The organism is Massilia sp., assembly GCF_032106685.1.
Classification (GTDB): domain Bacteria; phylum Pseudomonadota; class Gammaproteobacteria; order Burkholderiales; family Burkholderiaceae_D; genus Telluria.
The window spans coordinates 334,196-354,420 of sequence record NZ_DAMCPG010000001.1 but is presented as its reverse complement, the minus strand read 5'-3'; the positions used below and the strand labels follow the sequence as shown (position 1 = coordinate 354,420).

The 20,225-nt window shown below is 63.6% G+C and carries 15 protein-coding genes; all 15 read right to left on the bottom strand.

What is annotated here, in order from left to right; genetic code table 11:
- Positions 1–2 precede the first annotated feature (2 nt).
- Positions 3–239, bottom strand: coding sequence for a BolA family protein (locus RT688_RS01580; RefSeq protein WP_313703097.1), 237 nt, complete (start codon positions 237–239; stop codon positions 3–5).
- A gap of 56 nt (positions 240–295) precedes the next feature.
- Positions 296–1,063 carry an ABC transporter permease gene (locus tag RT688_RS01575; RefSeq protein WP_313703096.1) on the bottom strand — a complete coding sequence of 256 codons (768 nt, stop codon included), beginning with the start codon at positions 1,061–1,063 and terminating at the stop codon, positions 296–298.
- Entirely contained in the window at positions 1,060–1,992 is a 933-nt protein-coding gene (locus tag RT688_RS01570; RefSeq protein ID WP_313703095.1) for an ABC transporter ATP-binding protein, read from the bottom strand. The genes RT688_RS01575 and RT688_RS01570 overlap by 4 nt, the downstream gene beginning before the upstream one ends.
- A gap of 360 nt (positions 1,993–2,352) precedes the next feature.
- Complete coding sequence (locus tag RT688_RS01565) at positions 2,353–2,628, bottom strand: STAS domain-containing protein (protein ID WP_313703094.1); 276 nt, start codon at positions 2,626–2,628, stop codon at positions 2,353–2,355.
- Between the two features lie 3 nt (positions 2,629–2,631).
- The gene (locus RT688_RS01560) at positions 2,632–3,279 is read right to left on the bottom strand and encodes an ABC transporter substrate-binding protein (protein ID WP_313703093.1); all 648 of its coding nucleotides are present in this window, start codon (positions 3,277–3,279) and stop codon (positions 2,632–2,634) included.
- 85 nt (positions 3,280–3,364) lie between these two features.
- Positions 3,365–4,156, bottom strand: coding sequence for a VacJ family lipoprotein (locus RT688_RS01555; RefSeq protein WP_313703092.1), 792 nt, complete (start codon positions 4,154–4,156; stop codon positions 3,365–3,367).
- Positions 4,156–4,629, bottom strand: coding sequence for an outer membrane lipid asymmetry maintenance protein MlaD (gene mlaD, locus RT688_RS01550; RefSeq protein WP_313703091.1), 474 nt, complete (start codon positions 4,627–4,629; stop codon positions 4,156–4,158). The genes RT688_RS01555 and mlaD overlap by 1 nt, the downstream gene beginning before the upstream one ends.
- 50 nt (positions 4,630–4,679) lie before the next feature.
- Complete coding sequence (gene mlaE / locus RT688_RS01545) at positions 4,680–5,465, bottom strand: lipid asymmetry maintenance ABC transporter permease subunit MlaE (RefSeq protein WP_313703090.1); 786 nt, start codon at positions 5,463–5,465, stop codon at positions 4,680–4,682.
- Positions 5,462–6,265, bottom strand: coding sequence for an ABC transporter ATP-binding protein (locus tag RT688_RS01540; RefSeq protein ID WP_313703089.1), 804 nt, complete (start codon positions 6,263–6,265; stop codon positions 5,462–5,464). The genes mlaE and RT688_RS01540 overlap by 4 nt, the downstream gene beginning before the upstream one ends.
- Before the next feature lie 362 nt (positions 6,266–6,627).
- Positions 6,628–8,091, bottom strand: coding sequence for a glutamate synthase subunit beta (locus RT688_RS01535; protein ID WP_313703088.1), 1,464 nt, complete (start codon positions 8,089–8,091; stop codon positions 6,628–6,630).
- Positions 8,092–8,280: 189 nt separating this feature from the next.
- On the bottom strand, positions 8,281–13,002 hold the full coding sequence (locus RT688_RS01530; RefSeq protein WP_313703087.1) for a glutamate synthase-related protein: 4,722 nt from the start codon (positions 13,000–13,002) through the stop codon (positions 8,281–8,283).
- A 300-nt stretch (positions 13,003–13,302) separates the two neighbouring features.
- Positions 13,303–14,007, bottom strand: a complete 705-nt coding sequence (locus RT688_RS01525) for a transposase (protein WP_313703086.1) — start codon at positions 14,005–14,007, stop codon at positions 13,303–13,305.
- A gap of 249 nt (positions 14,008–14,256) precedes the next feature.
- Positions 14,257–14,937 (bottom strand): response regulator transcription factor, encoded by a 681-nt coding sequence (locus RT688_RS01520; protein WP_313703085.1) that lies wholly within the window; start codon positions 14,935–14,937, stop codon positions 14,257–14,259.
- Positions 14,934–16,073, bottom strand: a complete 1,140-nt coding sequence (locus tag RT688_RS01515) for a PAS domain-containing sensor histidine kinase (protein ID WP_313703084.1) — start codon at positions 16,071–16,073, stop codon at positions 14,934–14,936. Before RT688_RS01515 ends, RT688_RS01520 begins: the two co-directional genes overlap by 4 nt.
- Positions 16,074–16,413: 340 nt before the next feature.
- Positions 16,414–19,530: a DEAD/DEAH box helicase gene (locus tag RT688_RS01510; protein ID WP_313703083.1), complete on the bottom strand. Its 3,117-nt coding sequence runs from the start codon at positions 19,528–19,530 to the stop codon at positions 16,414–16,416.
- Positions 19,531–20,225: the final 695 nt, after the last annotated feature.

The window sequence follows — 20,225 nt, the reverse complement described above, 5'->3', positions numbered from 1 at the left end:
GCTTATCCTTGGTACTCTTCAGGGGTGAGGGTCTTCATCGACAGCGCGTGGATCTCTTCGCGCATGCGGTCGCCCAGCGCGGCGTACACCAGCTGGTGGCGCTGGATCGGGCGCTTGCCGGCAAAGGCCGGCGAGACGATCAGGGCCGAGAAATGGCGGCCGTCGCCTTCCACCTGCAGGTGGGTGCATTCCAGGCCATTGGCGATGTAGCTGTGGATCAGTTCTGGGGTGGTCGACACGATAATTCCTAATGAATAAATGTTACTGCGCGATGTAGACTGTCGTTCGGTGCGCTTCAGTGGCGCAGCTTGTAGCCGTGCCGGAGCAGGTTGATCGCCACCGCCGCCAGCACCGCGAAGAACGCGGACACGATGGCGAGGCTGGTCCACGGCGAGATGTCGGACTGGCCGAAGAAGCCGTGGCGGAACCCGTCAATCATATAAAAGAACGGGTTGAAATGCGAGACCGCCTGCCAGAATGCCGGCAGCGAGTGGATCGAATAGAACACACCGGCCAGGAAGGTGGCCGGCATGATCAGGAAATTCTGGAACGCGGCCAGCTGGTCGAATTTATCCGCCCAGATGCCGGCGATCACGCCCAGGGTGCCGAGGATGGCCGCGCCCAGTACCGCGAACACGATGATCCACAGCGGCGCGGCAAAGCTCAGGTGGGCGAACCAGGCGGTAATCGCGAACACGCCGGCGCCGACCACCAGGCCGCGCACCACCGAGGCCGAGACGTAGGCCAGCAGGATTTCCCAGTGCGACAGCGGCGGCAGCAGGATGAACACCAGGTTGCCGGTGATTTTCGACTGGATCAGCGACGAGGACGCGTTGGCGAAGGCGTTCTGCAGCACGCTCATCATCACCAGGCCCGGGATCAGGAAGGCGGTATAGCTCACGCCCGGATACACCTCGACCCGGCCCTCGAGCACGTGGCCGAAGATCAGCAGGTAGAGCATGGCGGTCAGGATCGGCGCCGCAATGGTTTGCGTGGCAACCTTCCAGAAACGCAGCATCTCCTTGTAGAACAGGGTACGGAAACCGACAGAAACGAAATTCACAGTGCACCCTTTCCGGCTTTGGCATCGCCCATGATTTGCAGGAAGATGTCTTCCAGGTCGGCTTGCTGCAACTGCATCTCGTCGACCACGGCGCCGCTTTCCCTCAGGCGCGCCAGGATGGATTCGACCTCGCCCGGCGCATTGATGCGCAGGCTGTAGCGGTTGCCCTTGCCGTTGCCTTGTTCGTCGTGCGACACCAGGTGGCGCAGGCCTTCCGGCAGCGCGCCCTGCTTCAGGTGCACGATCAATTGCGAGCCGGAGACGCGGCGCAGCAGGCCCTGCATGGTGTCGAGTGCCACGACTTCGCCCAGTTTCAGCATCGCCACGCGCTGGCACATGGCCTCGGCTTCTTCCAGGTAATGGGTGGTCAGCACGACGGTGTGGCCTTCGCGGTTCAGGCGCGAGATGAATTTCCACAGGGTCTGGCGCAGTTCGACGTCGACGCCGGCGGTCGGCTCGTCGAGCACGATGACGGGCGGCTTGTGCACCAGGGCCTGGGCCACCAGCACGCGGCGCTTCATGCCGCCGGACAGGGCGCGCATGTTGACGTCGGCTTTATTGGTCAGGTCGAGGTTTTCCATGACCTCGTCGATCCACTTGTCGTTGTTCTTGATGCCGAAGTAGCCCGACTGCAGGCGCAGGGTTTCGCGCACGGTGAAGAAGGGATCGAACACGAGTTCCTGCGGCACCACGCCGAGTTTCTTGCGCGCCTCGCGGAAATCGGACACCACGTCGTGGCCGTGGATTTTCACGCTGCCGACGTCCGGCCGGATCAGGCCGGCGATGGTGGAGATCAGGGTGGTCTTGCCGGCGCCATTCGGGCCGAGCAGGCCGAAGAACTCGCCCTGTTCGATGTTCAGGGAAACGCCTTTCAGGGCCTTGAAGCCCTTGTAGCTTTTCTCGACGCTGTCTATCTGGATCGCTGTCATTCTTGTTCGGAGTTGGCCGCGACGCGAGCGCGCGCGGTCCGGGCGGGGAAACGACCCATTATAGGGGAAATCGTCAATGCAAGAGCTTGGGGGATGGAATCGAAAGGACGGCGATCCGCATTGGCGGCGCTAAGCGTAGGGTGGGGCACGCCGTGCCCACCGGAACGTCGCGTCATCGGCGGGGATGGCGATACAGGCAAGGCCGGCGCAGCCGTTCAAGTTCCAGGGAAAAATCGATAACGCATCAGGCAAGACCAGGCGCTATCGGCGGCGGCTCATTTGACATGCCGCGTGTACGCAGCGTTTATGCGTGGGCACGGCGTGCCCACCCTACGATCGTCCGCGACACAGGTTTGCCGTTTACGACCGCTCCAACAGCCCGTCCAGGCCGTACAGGTTGACCAGCGCATCGACATTCGCCGGCACGTTGATGAAGCTGAGCCTGCGCCCGGCGTCGTGCGCGCGGCGCTGCCAGGCGAGCAGCAGGGCCACGCCGGAAGAGTCGACGGCGCGCACGCCGCCCAGGTCGAACACGGTCTCGCCGGCCTGGATCGCCGCAATGCCCTGCTCCAACGCCGCGTTGGCGTTCTGGAAGGTCAGGGCATCGAGCGAGAGCATGGGATTTGCTTCTGCCATCGATTATTTCGGCGCTTTCAGCGGCTTGCTGGCCAACTGGCGGTTACGCTCGGCCAGGCGGTTGATCAGGCCATCGATGCCGGACTTGTTGATCTCGGCCTTGAAGGTGCCCTTGTAGGTCTCGACCAGCCAGGCGCCCAGCACGTTGATGTCGTAGATCTTCCAGCCCTGGTTGCCCTTGGACAGGCGGTAGTTCAGGGTGATCGGCTCGCCGCGGGTGACGTTCACCTGCGAACGCACTTCGACGTCGGTATCTTGCGGGCTCGAACGCATCGGCTTGAACTCGACGGTCTCGTTCTTGATCTGCGACAGCGCGCCGGAATAGGTGTACACCAGCAGCGTGCGGAATTCTTCCGACAGGCGCTTTTGCTGTTCCGGGGTGGCCTGGCGCCAGAACGGGCCGGCGGCCTGGGCGGTCATCTTCTCGGCATCCACGTGCGGCAGGATTTTCGAGTTGACCAGATCCATGATCTTGGCGCGGTTGCCGGACTGGATGTCCTTGTCGGCCTTGACGGTGTCGATGACGTCGGCGCTGATGCGCTTGACCAGCACGTCGGGGGCTTCGGCGCTGGCCGGCGCCGGTGCGGCGATCACGCTGGTGGCAAAAGCGACGGAAGCAACGGTGGCGATGAGGTGGGCAATGGGTTTCATAGGGCTCTCTTTTCTGTTCGTTGGCGTCTCCGGCTGAAGCGCCGCGTCAAGCGGGACTTCGTGTGCCGGACTATTGTTTTACCAATTACTGCTGCGTCTTTTCCGGTGCTGCCGGTTCCGGCACGACCTGGGTGTTCGAGGTCGGCTCGTCCTGGGCATCGTCACGCTTGCGCTCGCTTTCGCCGTCGAATACCTGGCTCTGGCGGCGCTGCAGGAAACCGTCGCGAATGAATTCGTAACGGTCCAGTGCCGCTTCTTCCATCAGGTTCGATGCGTCGAGGACCGCGGCGCGCGTATCGACGACGCGCACGCCGGTACCGATGTTGCGCCAGTTGACCGGCTCCTTGTGGCTCCAGGGGTCGCCCCACATGTCGCCCGGTAACGCAGCAGTGTCACGTACCGTAGATGGGCCGAAAATCGGCAACATCAAGTAGGGGCCGGAAGGAACGCCCCAGTAACCGAGGGTCTGGCCCAGGTCTTCGTCGTGTTTCTGCAGGCCGGCTTCGGACGCGATGTCGAGCAGGCCGACGATACCGAAGGTCGAGTTCAGCGCGAAACGGGTGAAGTCGGTCATGCCCGCCTCACCCTTGCCCTGCAGGAAGTTATTCACGGAACTCCAGGCATCCGACAGGTTGCCGAAGAAATTACCGACGCCGGTCTGCACGAAGCCTGGCGTGACTTTCTTGTAGGCGGTCGCAGCCGGCTTCAGGGCGACGCGGTCGACCGCATCGTTGAAGGCGAAGCTGGCCCGGTTGAACTTCTCGAACGGGTCTTCCGGATTGCTGGGTGCTGCGCAGCCGGACAACACGGCGCAGGCGGCCATCGCCAGGGCCAGGCCACGCGCGCGCGGCAGGGTCGTCATGTTCTTGCTTTTCATTATTCGCTGCCATCCTTTCCTTCGGCAGCCTTGCTGTAGATGAACTGGTTGATCAGGTCTTCCAGCACGGTCGCCGATTGCGTACGGTTGATTCGATCACCGTCGACGAGGTTGTTGGTGTCGCCGCCGGGTTCGATGCCAATGTATTGCTCGCCCAGCAAACCTGCAGTCAGGATCTTGAGCGACGAATCTTTCGGGAAGTGATAGCTTTGGTCCAGGTCGAGACGCACCATGGCCTGGTAGGTCTTGTCGTCGAACGTGATGTCGCCGACACGGCCGACCACGACACCGGCGCTCTTGACTGGCGCCTGCGGCTTCAGTCCCCCAATATTATCGAACTTGCCTGTGACGGCGTAGGTGTCGGAAAACGAGAGCGTGCTCATGTTTCCCGCCTGGAGAGCCAGGAACAAAACGGCGGCGGCGCCCAACAGGACAAACAGGCCGACCCAGACGTCGATGATTTTGCGATGCATAGTAATTCCTAGTATTCAGGCCGTCTGTGCGCGGCCAAACGAAACAATGTTTATTCGGGGGTGAACATCAGGGCGGTCATGACGAAGTCCAGGCCCAGCACCAGCAACGAAGCGATCACCACGGTACGGGTGGTGGCGCGCGCCACGTCGGCCGGCGTCGGCTTCACGTGGTACCCCTGGAACAAGGCGGTAAAGGTCACGGCGATACCGAACACGAAACTCTTGATGATGCTGCTGATCACGTCGCGGCGGACGTCGACGCCGGCCTGCATTTGCGACCAGAACGCGCCTTCGTCCAGGCTGAGCAGTTTCACGGCGACCAGGTAGCTGCCCATGATACCGACGGCCGAGAACACGGCGGCCAGCACCGGCATGGCGACCACGCCGCCCCAGAAACGGGGCGCCAGCACGCGCTGCACCGGATTGACCGCCATCATTTCCATGGCCGACAGCTCGTCGTTGGACTTCATCAGGCCGATCTCGGCGGTCAGCGAGGTGCCGGCGCGGCCCGCGAACAGCAGCGCCGTCACGACCGGACCGAGTTCGCGGATCAGCGACAGCGCCGTCAGCGAGCCGAGCTTTTCCTCGGCGCCGAACTGGATCAGGTTGACGTAGAACTGCAGCCCCAGCACCAGGCCCACGAACAGGCCGGACACGATCGTGATGACGAGCGAGTAATTGCCGATGAAATGGATCTGCTCGGAAATCAAGGTCGGACGGCGGAAAGCGCCCGGCGAAAAACGGAGCAGGTTGAAGAAGGCGCGCGTGGCGAAGCCCAGGCTTTCGATCGACTCGCGCACGGTGGCGCCGGCCTTTTCAAGGATATTCAGGATCATCGCGGCGCCTCCAGGCCTAGGTCTTCGGCCAGCGACTTGCCCGGATAATGGAAGGGCACGGGACCATCCGGTTCGGCGTTCACGAACTGTTTCACGTAAGGGTCGGTCGACACGCGCAGCTCTTCCGGCGTGCCTTCGGCAACGATCTTGCCTGCGGACATGAAATACACGTAGTCGGCGATGGCAAAGGTTTCCTTGACGTCGTGCGAGACCAGGATCGAGGTCGAGCCGAGGGCGTCGTTCAGGTTGCGGATCAGGTTGGCGGTCACGCCCATCGAGATCGGATCGAGGCCGGCGAACGGCTCGTCGTACATGATCAGTTCCGGGTCGAGCGCAATGGCGCGCGCGACGGCGACACGGCGCGCCATGCCGCCCGAGATTTCGCGCGGCTTGAGCTTCGAGGCATTGCGCAGTCCGACGGCGTTCAGCTTCATCAGCACCAGATCGCGGATCATCTCTTCGGACAGCTCGGTATGCTCGCGCAGCGGAAAGGCGACGTTGTCGAAGATGGTCAGGTCATTGAACAGGGCGCCGAACTGGAACAGCATGCCCATGCGGCGGCGCAGGCGGTACAAGCCTTCGGTATTCAAACGATGCACGACCTCGCCGCCGACCCGCACTTCGCCGCGCTGCGGACGAATCTGTCCGCCGATCAGGCGCAGCACCGTGGTCTTGCCGCAGCCGGACCCGCCCATAACGGCAATTAGCTTGCCGCGCGGGAAGTCCATGCGCAGGTTCGACAGGATCTTCCGATCGCCGTAGCCGAACTCGAGATCGCGTATTTCTACTAGGTTAGACACAGAGGGTTATTCGGTTTTGGGGAATCCCGTATTGTAGTGCAGAAACGGCAACCGCTGCTTGAGGCACCTCGGTTTCGGCCGGCCCCACGACGTATGATTACAACACAAATAACCCGTGGGTCATCTATTTAATGTTGTAAGTAATTGTTTTCCTTAAGATATGCATATATGGCAACATTTCTCTTTTTTGCTTTGAATCAACATTAGCATCCATGAGGCAGGAATTCCCGGCGCGGGCCTGGTCGGCCGGCGCCGTCGCCGGGCGCCCGTTTCGTTGCAATGCGAAAGAACGCTGGTATCGATTTTCACGACAAAAAAAGGGCGCACCGCAGTGCGCCCTTTTTGCTCTCTCCGGCCGGCGTTCAGCGCGGCAGCAACGACGAGCCCATCAGGAACTCGTCCACCGCGCGCGCGCACTGGCGTCCTTCGCGGATCGCCCACACGACCAGCGACTGGCCGCGGCGCATGTCGCCGGCAACGAACACCTTCGGCACCGAGGTCTGGTAGGCGCTCTCTCCGTCGACGGTGGCGCGGGCGTTGCCGCGCGCATCCTTTTGCACGCCGAAGGCGTCGAGCACCTGTTGCACTGGCGACACAAAGCCCATCGCCAGGAACACCAGGTCGGCCTTGATCTCGAATTCCGAATCCGGCACTTCGCTCATCTTGCCGTCCTTCCACTCGACGTGGCAGGCGACCAGTTTTTCCAGCTTGCCGTTCTTGCCTTCGAAGCGCTTGGTCGCCACCGCGAAGTCGCGCTGGCAGCCCTCTTCGTGCGAGGACGAGGTGCGCAACTTGGTCGGCCAGTAGGGCCAGACCAGCGGCTTGTTCTCTTCCTCAGGCGGCATCGGCATCAGTTCGAACTGGGTGACGGAGACGGCGCCGTGGCGGTTCGAGGTGCCGACGCAGTCGGAACCGGTGTCGCCGCCGCCGATCACGACCACGTGCTTCCCGGTCGCCTTGATCTGGTCCTTCAGTTTATCGCCGGCATTCACGCGGTTTTGCTGGGGCAGGAAATCCATGGCGAAATGCACGCCCTTCAAATCGCGGCCCGGCACCGGCAGGTCGCGCGGCTGCTCGGCGCCGCCGGCCATGACGACGGCGTCGAACTGGGCGGCCAGGTCTTCCGGGAAGATGGTGTCGCGCGCCATGTTGCTGACCGTGGTCGGGAAGTCCTTGCCGATCAACACGCCGGTGCGGAAGGTCACGCCCTCGGCCTGCATCTGCTCGATGCGACGATCGATCAGGCCCTTCTCCATCTTGAAGTCGGGGATGCCGTAGCGCAGCAGGCCGCCGATGCGGTCGCTCTTCTCGAACACCGTCACGTCATGGCCGGCGCGCGCCAGCTGCTGGGCGGCGGCCAGGCCGGCGGGACCGGAGCCGACCACGGCGACGGTCTTGCCGGTCTTGACCGCTGGCGGCTGCGGCACGACCCAGCCGTGTTCCCAGGCCGTGTCCGCGATCTTGCGCTCGATCGACTTGATGCCGACCGGGTCGTTGTTGATGTTCAGCGTGCACGAGGCTTCGCAAGGCGCCGGGCAGATGCGGCCGGTGACCTCGGGGAAGTTATTCGTCGAGTGCAGGTTGTCGATCGCGCCGCGGTAGTTGCCGTGGTAGACCAGGTCGTTCCAGTCCGGGATCTGGTTGTTGACCGGGCAGCCGGTGTTACAGAAGGGAATGCCGCAGTCCATGCAGCGTGCGCCCTGCACCTTGGCCTGGCTGTCGCTCAAGGTGAGGACGAATTCCTTGTAGTTCTTGACGCGTGCGGCGGGTTCCAGGTGGTCTTCTTCCTGCCGTTGAAATTCCATGAAGCCGGTGATTTTGCCCATGTTGCTGTTCCTTTTGTTGGCGCCTGATCGGCTCCGCTTTTTTATGCGGTTCGCAGACGTTAGCTGTACGCGTGGGCACGGGGCGCCCACCCTACGTGTGCCAGCGTTAGCTGGACGCGTGGACGGCGGAGCCGTCCACCCTACGAGTTCACGCACGCGTATCGGTCGAAAGATGCGCGTGCGGTGCAGTTACGCCGCGAGTTCGATCTTGTCGTTGGCTTCTTCCATGCTGCTGTTGTGCATCTCTTCCAGCGCGCGCTTGTATTCGGTCGGGAAGACCTTCACGAACTTGCCGCGGCTGTTGGCCCAGTCGTCGAGCAGGTTGCGCGCGCGGGTGGACCCCGTGTGCTTGAAGTGACGCTCGATCAGGCGGCGCAGGATGACCTCATCCGACTCGCGCTCGCCGCCCCGGGTCTGGCTGTGCCAGCCGGAGATGGCGCCCTGCTCTTTCGTCGATACCACCCGCTCGAGGTTGACCATGGTCGTGTTGCAGCGTGCCTCGAATTCGTTCTTCGGATCGTAGACATAGGCCACGCCGCCCGACATGCCCGCCGCGAAGTTGCGGCCGGTCTCGCCCAGCACCACGACGGTTCCGCCGGTCATGTACTCGCAACCGTGGTCGCCCAGGCCCTCGACGACGGCCGTCGCGCCCGAATTACGGACCGCGAACCGCTCACCGGTCACGCCGTTGAAGAAGGCTTCACCGGCGATCGCGCCGTACAGCACGGTGTTGCCGACGATGATGTTGTCCACCGCCCAGCCGCGGAATTCCGTGTTCGGGCGCACGATGATGCGGCCGCCCGACAGGCCCTTGCCGACGTAGTCGTTGCCCTCGCCCACCAGGTCGATCGTGATGCCGGCCGCCAGGAAAGCCGCCGCCGACTGGCCGGCCGTGCCCTGCAGCTGGATGTGGATGGTGTCGTCCGGCAGCCCGGCGTGACCATAGCGCTTCGCGACTTCGCCCGACAGCATGGCGCCGACCGTGCGGTTGACGTTTTTTACCGGCGTGATGAAGGAGACGCGTTCGCCGCGGTCCAGGGCCGGGCGCGCCTGCGCGATCAGCTTGTGGTCGAGCGCGCGGTCCAGGCCGTGGTCCTGCGTTTCGGTGTGGAACAGCTTGCGCGGCGTGTCCGTCTGCGGCTGGTAGAAAATGTTCGAGAAATCCAGGCCCTGCGCTTTCCAGTGCGTGATCGCCTTCGATTTATCGAGCAGGTCCGCGCGGCCGATCAGCTCGTCGTAGCTGCGGATGCCGAGCTGGGCCATCAATTGGCGCGCTTCTTCGGCGACGAAGAAGAAGTAGTTGACGACGTGTTCCGGCTTGCCCTGGAACTTGGCGCGCAGCACCGGGTCCTGCGTGGCAACGCCGACTGGGCAGGTGTTCAGGTGGCACTTGCGCATCATGATGCAGCCTTCGACCACCAGCGGCGCCGTCGCGAAACCGATCTCGTCGGCGCCCAGCATGGCGGCGATCACGACGTCGCGGCCGGTCTTCATCTGGCCGTCGGCCTGGACGCGGATGCGGCTGCGCAGGCCGTTCAGGACCAGGGTCTGCTGGGTCTCTGCGAGACCCAACTCCCACGGCGTGCCGGCGTGCTTCACCGAAGACAGCGGCGAGGCGCCGGTGCCGCCGTCGTGGCCGGCAACGACGACGTGGTCGGCCTTGGCCTTCGAGACGCCGGCGGCGACGGTGCCGATGCCGACTTCCGACACCAGCTTCACCGAGATCGACGCGTTCGGATTCGCATTTTTCAGGTCGTGGATCAGCTGCGCCAGGTCTTCGATCGAATAGATGTCGTGGTGCGGCGGCGGCGAAATCAGGCCCACGCCCGGCACCGAGAAGCGCAAGCTTGCGATGTACTCGGACACCTTGTGACCCGGCAGCTGACCGCCCTCACCCGGCTTGGCGCCCTGCGCCATCTTGATCTGGATCTGGTCGGCCGCGTTCAGGTATTCGGCGGTGACGCCGAAGCGTCCCGAGGCCACCTGCTTGATCTTCGAGCGCAGCGAATCGCCCTCTTCGAGCGGGATGTCGGCCGCGACGCGGTCGGACCCGAGCACCGACGCCAGGGTCTCGCCCTTGCTGATCTTGATGCCCTTGAATTCGTTGATGTAGCGCAGCGGGTCTTCGCCGCCCTCCCCCGTGTTGCTCTTGCCGCCGATGCGGTTCATGGCGATCGCCAGGGTCGCATGGGCTTCGGTCGAGATCGAACCGAGCGACATGGCGCCGGTGGCGAAACGCTTGACGATCTCCTTGGCCGGCTCGACCTCGTCGATCGGGATTGCACGGCTCGGATCGATCTTGAATTCGAACAGGCCGCGCAGGGTCAGGTGACGGCGGGTCTGCTCGTTGATCAGCTGCGCGTATTCTTTATACGTGCTGAAGCTGTTGGCGCGGGTCGAGTGTTGCAGCTTGGCGATCGCGTCCGGCGTCCACATGTGGTCCTCGCCGCGCACGCGGAAGGCGTATTCGCCGCCGGTGTCGAGGGCATTGGCCAGCAGCGGATCGTTGCCGAAGGCGAGATTGTGCAGGCGCAGCGCCTCTTCGGCCACTTCGAACAGGCCGATGCCTTCCACGGTCGACGAAGTGCCGCGGAAGTATTTGTCCACCAGCGACTTGTTCAGGCCGACCGCTTCGAAGATCTGGGCGCCGCAATAGGACATGTAGGTCGAGATGCCCATCTTCGACATCACTTTTAGTAAACCCTTGCCGATCGCCTTGGTGTAGTTGACCATCGCCGTTTCCGGCGCCATTTCGTGCGGCAGGTGCTGGGCCAGGTCGGACAGGGTTTCCAGCGCGAGATACGGGTGCACGGCTTCCGCGCCGTAGCCGGCCAGCAGGGCGAAGTGGTGGGTTTCGCGGGCCGAGCCGGTTTCCACCACCAGGCCGGTCGAGGCGCGCAGGCCGCGGCCCACCAGGTGCTGGTGGATGGTCGACGTGGCCAGCAGCGCCGGGATCGCGACCATGTCGCTTGATACCGCGCGGTCCGAGACGATCAGGATGTTGTGGCCGGATTTCACGGCGTCCACCGCTTCCGCGCACAGCGAGGCCAGCGAGGCTTCGATGCCCTCCTTGCCCCAGGCGACCGGATAGCAGATGTTCAGCTCATACGACTTGAACTTGCCGCCGGTGTGCAGGCTGATGCTGCGCAGGCGCGCCATGTCGTCGAAGCCCAGCACCGGCTGTGACACTTCCAGGCGCATCGGCGGGTTGACGTTGTTGGTGTCGAGCAGGTTCGGCTTCGGGCCGATAAAGGACACCAGCGACATCACCATGCTTTCGCGGATCGGGTCGATCGGCGGGTTGGTCACCTGCGCAAACAATTGTTTAAAGTAGTTATACAAAGGTTTGAGCTTGTTCGACATCACCGCCAGCGGCGAGTCGTTGCCCATGGAGCCGGTCGCCTCTTCGGCCAGCACGGCCATCGGCGCCATCAGGAATTTCAGGTCTTCCTGGGTGTAACCGAAGGCTTGCTGGCGGTCGAGCAGCGTGACGGCCGCCTTTTCGCCCTGCGCCGGGACGTCCTTGACGCGGTTTTGCGCCAGTTGCGATTCGCTCAGCTTGATTTCGTTGAGCTTGATCCGCACCGACTTGATCCAGGCCTTATAGGGCTTGGCGTTCGAATAGGTGTCCTTCAGTTCCTTGTCGTCGATGATGCGCCCGGCTTCCAGGTCGATCAGGAACATCTTGCCCGGTTGCAGACGCCATTTCTTGACGATGCGCGATTCCGGGATCGGCAGCACGCCCGATTCCGAGGCCATGACGACCAGGTCGTCCTCGGTGACGACGTAGCGCGCCGGACGCAGGCCGTTGCGGTCCAGGGTGCCGCCGATGTGGCGGCCGTCGGTGAACGCCATCGCCGCCGGGCCGTCCCAGGGTTCCATCATCGCCGCGTGGTATTCGTAGAAGGCCTTGCGGTTGTCGTCCATGGCGCTGTGGTTTTCCCAGGCTTCGGGGATCATCATCATCATGGCCTGGGCGATCGGGTAGCCGGCCATCACCAGCAATTCGAGCGCGTTGTCGAAGCAGGCGGTGTCGGACTGGCCCTCGTAGATCAGCGGGAACAGTTTATTGAGGTCGTCGCCCAGCACGGCCGACTTCATCACGCCTTCGCGGGCGCGGGTCCAGTTGAAGTTGCCCTTGACGGTGTTGATCTCGCCGTTGTGCGCGATCAGGCGGTACGGGTGGGCCAGCGGCCACTCCGGGAAAGTGTTCGTCGAGAAGCGCTGGTGCACCAGGGCCAGGGCCGAGACGCAGCGCGGGTCTTGCAGGTCCTTGAAGTAGACGCCGACCTGGTCGGCCAGCAGCAAGCCTTTATAGACGATGGTGCGCGCCGACATCGACGGCACGAAAAATTCCTTGCCGTGCAGGAGTTTCAAGGCCTGGATTGCGTGGCCGGACGACTTGCGGATCACGTACAGCTTACGCTCGAGCGCGTCGGTGACCATGATGTCCGGACCGCGGCCAATGAAGATCTGGCGGATCACCGGCTCCTTGGCCTTGACGGTCGGCGACATCGGCATGGCCTCGTCGACCGGCACGTTGCGCCAGCCCAGCACGACCTGGCCTTCGATGCGCACGGCGCGCTCGATTTCCTGTTCGCAGGCGATGCGCGAGGCGTGCTCCTTCGGCAGGAACACCATGCCGACGCCGTATTCGCCGGGCGGCGGCAACTCGACGCCCTGCTTCGCCATCTCGTCGCGGAAATACTGGTCGGGAATCTGGATCAGGATACCGGCGCCATCGCCCATCAGCGCATCGGCGCCGACGGCGCCGCGGTGGTCCAGGTTCTTCAGGATCATCAGCCCCTGGTCGATGATGGAATGACTTTTGTTGCCCTTGATATGGGCGATGAAACCGACGCCGCAGGCATCGTGTTCATTGGCGGGATCGTATAAACCTTGGGCAATCATGAAGGGCTCTCCACAGCTTTTTCAGGGGGTGAAGGCCGAGAATAGTGCAATGCAGCAGACGCATCAAGCAGAACAATTAGGGTCGGAGTCAAATTAACAGGTGACTTACCTCTGACTGCTTTAATTGGGGACAGTATCGATCCAGATCGAAAAGGGTGGATTCGGGCGAAATTTATTCGCATGAAGAGGGGACGCAGGGCAGAAGATTGCGAACAGCTCAGGTCGGTATTGAAAGCGAAAAGGCGAGGCCAAGCCACTGCCCGGCCGTGCAGGCGCGGCATGGCACCGCGCCGGATGGGATCACACCGCGTCGGTGAGCGGCTTCTTGAACGGGCGGCCGCGCTTGGCCGGCAGGATGCGGCGCTGCGTCTTGCGCTCCAGCTCGCGCTTGAAGGCCTCGGTGCCGAGCGGCTGGCCTTTCTGGACGGCGGCGGCGATCAGCGCCAGCTCGTCGGCGGCAATGCCTTGCTGGACCAGGTCGGTGTAGGCGGCCTCGCGCTGGAAAGGCGTGTTGCCCAGTTCCCAGAACAAGGCGTGGTCGGTGATGACCGGATCGGGACGCAGGCCGGCGTGGTGGGCATAGCTCGACCAGGCGTAGTCCTTCGGATCGGCGGCCTGCCCTGCCTGCACGGGCGCCAGCTCGATGAAGCGGCTGCACATCAGGAGGTGCCGGTCGGTATCCACCACCGCTGTGCGGAAGCGCCCTTCGAACAACCCGCCCGAGCGGCCGTATTTCGCGTTATACCAGGGCACGTAGAAGCGGCCGAGCTTCTGCATCATCGCCGCCAGGCTGTCCTCGTCGGGCGGGGTCGCCAGCAGGTGCAGGTGGGTCGGCAGCAGGGCATAGGCGTGGATCGCCACCTTGTAGAACCGGGAGGCTTCCTTCAGCCAGCCGAGGAAACGGGCATAGTCCTCGTCGTCGCGGAACACCAGTTGCGGATCGTTGGCGCGCTGCAGGATGTGGTGGGGCTGCTTGGGGAGGATGAGGCGGGGTTGGCGGGCCATCTTTGAGACGGGAAAACGGTTGGGATGACGTATTCTAGCGTCGGCCGCCCTCTCTGTCCCCAATTATTACATTACGACGCAAAAATCAGCTTAACTCTGTCCCGATTTTCGTAGGGTGGGCACTTGTGCCCACGCGGTGATCGTTATCGGCAAGCCCATCGCGCCCGAGCTCGGAGCCGGCAACCATCACCGCGTGGGCTCGAGAGCCCACCCTACAAAAGCCGGTTACATTGCCGCCAAAGGGAAAAGTCAGGCCAGCGTGAAGCCCGCCGACAGGCTATACCCTTCGCCATACGCACTGCGCAGCGGCAGATCCTGCCCCAGCGCCGTCCGCGCCTTCTTGCGCAGGCGGTACACCAGCATGTCGACGCGCCGGCTGGCGTCCGGATCATCGCCCCCCATGCCGGCGACGATGGTCGCGCGCGGCACCGGGCGGGTGTTGATGGTCAACAAGTGCAGGAAATTGAATTCCTTTTCGGTCAGATCGATCACCTTGCCGCCGAGCTCGAGCTGGCGGGCGCTGACGCGCAGGGTCCATTTGCTCGGCAGCGGCGCCGGTTCGCTCGGGCGCACGCGCCGGCCCAGGGCCTCAATGTGGGCTGCCAGTTCGGGGAACTTGATCGGCTTGGTCAAATAGTGATCGGCGCCCAGCTGCAGGCCGAGAATGCGGTTATCGAAAGCGACGCGCCCGGTCAGCACCAGCAGGCCGATTTCCGGGTAGAGCTGGCGCATGCGCGGAATCACGGTGAAACCGTCTTCGTCGGGCAAGCCCAGGTCCAGCACCACCACGGCGGCCGGGGTACGCGTGAGCGCCGCCCACATCTCGCTGGCGGAGGTGGCGATGGTGACCTCATGGTCGAGTTCGCGCAGGAACTCGGCCATGTCGCCAGCGTAGTCGCCGTTATCTTCAACAATCAATATCTGCGTCATGGGTGGGCCACGTTCTTTGTTTTACTTCTGCCTGTCGTGCCGGCAGGGGCCATTCCCGGAAGGTGCGAGGGATTATCACTGCTGGGTTCAAGCTGCGCAAGCGCTTTGCCCGCGCCCGCCACCGGCAGCCAGATACGGAATTCGGCGCCGCCGCCGGCCGGCTTGACCAGGCTGACGATGCCGCCGTGGACTTCGACGATCGAACGCGCCATGTACAGGCCCAGGCCGCTGCCCGGCAAGCCTTGCGCATTGCGGCCGCGGTAGAACTTGTCGAAGATGTGCGCCTCTTCGTCGCCGGCGATGCCGGGGCCATGGTCGCGCACCGCCAATTCGACGCCGCTGGCGGCCAGCCGGCCGCGCAGGACGATGGCGGTGTTCGCGGGCGAAAAAGCGATCGCGTTGTCGACCAGGATCTTCAGGGCCAGGCGCATGCCGTCCGGTTCGCAGCGCAGCGCGGCCGGCAGTTCGCCGGTTTCGACGCTGGCGAGGCGCCCGGCGGCGCGCACCTGGGCCGCCGCTTCCTCGAGCAGCACGCGCGGGGCGAGCGAATTCGCCTTGCGCTCGCCGCCGATCTCGGCCATGCGTTCCGGCGACAGATAGTCGTCGAGCATGGCGATCAGGCGGTCGGTGGCGAGGGCGATCTTGCGGTAGCGCTGGCGGGTCGGTTCGTCGGCATCCGGGCAGGTCGCCTCCAGGCGCTGAATGGCGCCGTCGATGGTCGACAACGGCGTGCGGAACTCGTGATTCAACATGCTCGCGAAGCGCTTGCGCTCGGCGTCGCGCAGGCGCCGCGGCGACAAATCGCGCACCTGGCCGACCAGGTTCACGGGTTCGCCGGCGGCGTCGCAGATCAGGGCGGAGATGACTTCGACCGGCACCAGGTAGCCATGTGCGCCCGGCAGTTCGGTTTCGCGCACCAGGCGCAGGCGGCTGCGGTCGCCGGCGCGCAGGCGCCGCACCCGTTCCGGCATCCCGGCGCACAGGGCAGCCAGGGCGCTGCCGCGCTGGTCCAGCTGGGCAGCCACCTCGGCGGGGCTATAGCCGAGCAGTTGTTCAATGGAAGGGCTGACGTAAAGCAGGGCGCCGCTGGCGCAATCGATACTAAACGCGATGTCCCCGCCGATTTCGGCGATCACACGGAACTGCTCGGCCAATCCCGGGGCGGTTATGCCGGAACCGTCAACGCTGGCGCTACAGTGCATCACGTCTCATCCAGATAATAAGGTGTCAGGCTGGAATGGCAGAGCCATCCCAGCCTGCGAGTATATCGCCGGGAACGCCTTTTTGTATAGATAAGCGTTGTTACGCTGTTCAATATCTAAAATTGACCATTTACTAAAAATGTGTGAATAATGTTAAATCAACTGGCGAGAAGACCGAATCCTATTCATTTTGCATAGGGCATTCATCAGATTGCGGGGTACAAAATAAAAACGCCCGCGGCGTGGCGGGCGTTCCGTTGAGCAGCGTTGCCGCTTACTGCTCGTCCAGCGGCGCAAAGATCGCCTGCAGGTCTTCCTGCGTCAGCGCCATCTTCTGCGACTCGCCCTCGGCCAGGATCGACTGCGCCAGTTCCGACTTCTTCTGCTGCAGCTGCTGGATCTTTTCCTCCAGCGTGCCCTTGGCGATCAGCTTGTACACGAACACCGGCTTGTCCTGTCCGATGCGCCAGGCGCGGTCGGTCGCCTGGGCCTCGGCCGCCGGGTTCCACCACGGGTCGTAGTGGATCACGGTGTCGGCCGCGGTGAGATTGAGACCGACGCCGCCGGCCTTCAGGCTGATCAGGAAGATCGGCACCGCGCCCTGCTGGAAGGCCGCGACCTGCGCCGAGCGGTCGCGCGTTTCGCCGGTAAGGATGGCGTAGCGGATGCCGCGCGCCTCGAGTTCTTCCTCGATCAGGCCGAGCATGCTGGTGAACTGCGAGAACACCAGGATCTTGCGCCCTTCCTGCAGCAGGTCTTCGACCATCTGCATCAGGTCGGTCAGCTTGGCGGAGACGGCGGCCGTGTTCTTGCGTGATGGCATCGACTTCACCAGGCGCGGGTCGCAGCAGACCTGGCGCAGCTTCAGCAGTGCCTCGAGGATGACGATCTGGCTGCGCGCCACGCCCTTGCGGTCGATCTCCTCGCGCACCTTCTTGTCCATCGCCAGGCGCACGGTCTCGTACAGGTCGCGCTGCGGGCCGCTGATCTCGATGCGGCGCACCACTTCCGTCTTCTCAGGCAGTTCCTTCGCCACATTGTCTTTGGTACGACGCAGCAGGAAGGGGCGGATGCGGCGGTTCAGCAGCATGCGGCGCACCGGGTCGTCCTGGCGCTCGATCGGGTGGCGGAACTGGGTATTGAAAGTTTTTTCCTCGCCCAGCAAGCCCGGCAGCAGGAAGTGGAACTGCGACCACAGTTCGCCCAAGTGGTTTTCCAGCGGCGTGCCGGTCAGGCACAGGCGGTGGCGCGCGTTGAGCGAGCCGGCCGTCTGCGCCGCCTTCGAGCGGGTGTTCTTGATGTAGTGCGATTCGTCCAGGATCACCAGGTGGTACTCGTGCTCGCGCAGCTTTTCCTCGTCGCGCGGCAGCAGGGCGTAGGTGGTCAGCACCAGGTCGGCTCCCTCGATCTGGTCGAACATGTCCATGCGTTCCTTGCCTTGCAGGAGCAGCACCTTCAGGTCGGGGGCGAAGCGCGCGGCTTCTTCCTGCCAGTTGGTCATCAGGCTCGTGGGCGCGATCACCAACGCCGGACGGGTCAGGCGGCCGGCTTCCTTCTCGGTGAGGATATGGGCCAGCGTCTGCACGGTCTTACCGAGACCCATGTCGTCGGCCAGGATGCCGCCCAGGTCGTACTCGCGCAGGAACTGCATCCACGACAGGCCGTCGAGCTGGTAGTCGCGCAGGGTCGCCTGCAGGCCTTTCGGCGCCGCCACCTTCTTCACGGCGCCGAACTGGCTCAGCTTGCGGCCGGTTTCGCGCAATTGCTCGCCGCCGAACCAGCGCATCTCGACGCCGCGCGCCAGTTCTTCCAGGCGGCTCGCGTCCAGCGTCGACAGGCGCACGCGGTTCTTGATCTTGTCGTTGAAGTAGAGCTCGCCAAGCGTGGCCAGGATCGGTTTCACCCGGTTCCAGGGCAGGGCGACGCGCACGCCTTCCGGCAGGGTCGCCAGCATCTGATCGAGCTCGCCGTGGGCGGCCAGCACGGCCGGATCGAACTCAAGCGGCGCGTTGCGGATCAGCTGTACCAGCACCGGCAAGAGCGGCACGCGCTTGCGGTTGACCACGATGCCCAGCTCCAGCTCGAACCAGGCTTTACCTGCTTCCTCGGGCTCGTCGATCTCGGCATACCAGTCCTCGACCGGCACCACGTCGTAGCGGTACTTGGTCGACTTCTGCAGGTGCCAGCCGGCGTCGAGCAGGGCGTCGATGTCGTTCTCGGCAAAGCGCAGCCAGTGCGCCTGGCTTTCCAGTTGCAGCGCGCCGGCCACGCCCGACAGCGGGGTGGTGGCGGGCTTGCGGAAACCGAGCTCGCCCAGTTTATCCAGGGCCGCCGCTTCGGCGTCGGCATCGCGCTCGATGATCTCGGTGACGTCGCCGATCTGGCGCACCACGCGCTGGGCCGGATCGAAGGACACGCGCTGGCCGTCGTAATCAAAGGAGAGCACGGCGAAATCGTGCCAGCGCTGGGTGCCGGTGTCGGCCAATGCCACCGAATCGAGCAGCAGGAAAGGTTGCGGCTTGACGTCGGTGCGCAGGCGCTGGGTCAGCGGCTGCGGCAGCGGCATCAGTTCTTGCAGGCCATGGGCCAGCAGCAGTTGCGAGACGCGCTTCTTGTCGTTGCCGGTCAAGATAGGCGCCTGGGCGACCAGGGCCTGCAACTCGGCCAGCGAAATATCCACGCCGCCACGGTTCAGCGCCAGGGGACCGCAGGACAGGTTGTCGATGTACCACGGCGGATCGGTCGGCAGCATGTAGTCGATCAGGTCCGCGCCAGGATGATTGGCGCCATTCGCCGGCTCCACCGACCAGCCGAGCTTGGCCGCGCGTCCTTCGTCGCGCCAGGCCAGGTTCGCCTGGCGGGTCGGGCCGGCCTGCAGCGGATACACGAGACCGTTCGCCATGTCCTGCCAGGAGTTCGCCCACAGCAGCTTGCCCTGTTCCAGCAGCATCTCGAGCAGGATCGCGCCGACTTTCCCCTTCGGCTCGGTGGCGCTGGTGCTCTGCGAGGAACCGCTGCGCATCGCGATGAAGAAGCGCACCAGGTCTTCGTCCTCGCCTTCGAGGTAGGCGGGCGGGGCGGACAGCAGCGAAAACACTTCGTTGACCGGGCTGGCGGCGGCGACGTCGCCGTTCGGGCGCAGGCGCGCCTTGCACAGGCAGACGGCGACATGGCGGCCGCCGCTCGTCGGGGCCATCACATAGACAAACTTGTACTGGACCGCCTTCGGATCGGCGGCTTCGAGCGTCAGCTTCGGTTGCGGATGGGCTGCCGCTTCGACCCGTTGCAGCCAGGTCGCCACCGGTGCGGGCAGGGCGGGCGCGCGTGCCGGCGTCGCGCGCGGCGCCGGGGCGTCGCTCGCGTGTTCGCGTGGATAATCAACTGTGTGCATGGGTCTCTGGAGTCTGTAAAAAAAGAACAACAAACGCCATTATCTCTCATACGGACGCTTCAGTTTTGTTCGGAATCGCACGTTGCCGAGAAATCTTTACAGCATGAAATTTTCCGAATCGTTAATCCAACACTCTGCCGTCGGGCGGAGGTCTTTCGCTATGGGTAGTCCGGTAGGGCGGAGTGGGAGGTACGCAAAGGGACTCCGGACGGGATGTGTCGATGCCGTCAGCCAGGGCGGTTATGAGGGAGCGAGGTGCGGCCGGGTACGCAGCGGCGTGCGTCGGCTGGCTGATTGGCAATCAAACGGTCATGGCGAACGGCTTCGCCAGAACGTCGTTCGCTTGCACCCTGTGTACGTACCTTCAGGAAGCTGAAGGCATCGCGTGCAGGTAGGCATGAGCCAGAGTTGATTACGAAAGACAACCCATGCGATGACAAGCCTCCGTTCGGCTCTTCTCAGATTACTGCTCCAGGGACGACACAAGCCATCAACAGCCAAAACATACCCGTGCCGTCGTTAGCAAGGCCTACAAAGAGCGCGTCGGCCTTGGAACTGAAGAACGCAACCGGAGGACTTTCTGAGTGGCGTTCCTTGCAGTTGGCCAAAGGGCCGGGTTGGCCTGATTGCTGCAATGGGTTGCTCACGTAGACGAATCTTCCCATCGTTGAAGCCAACTGCTCGATAGGCTGAAA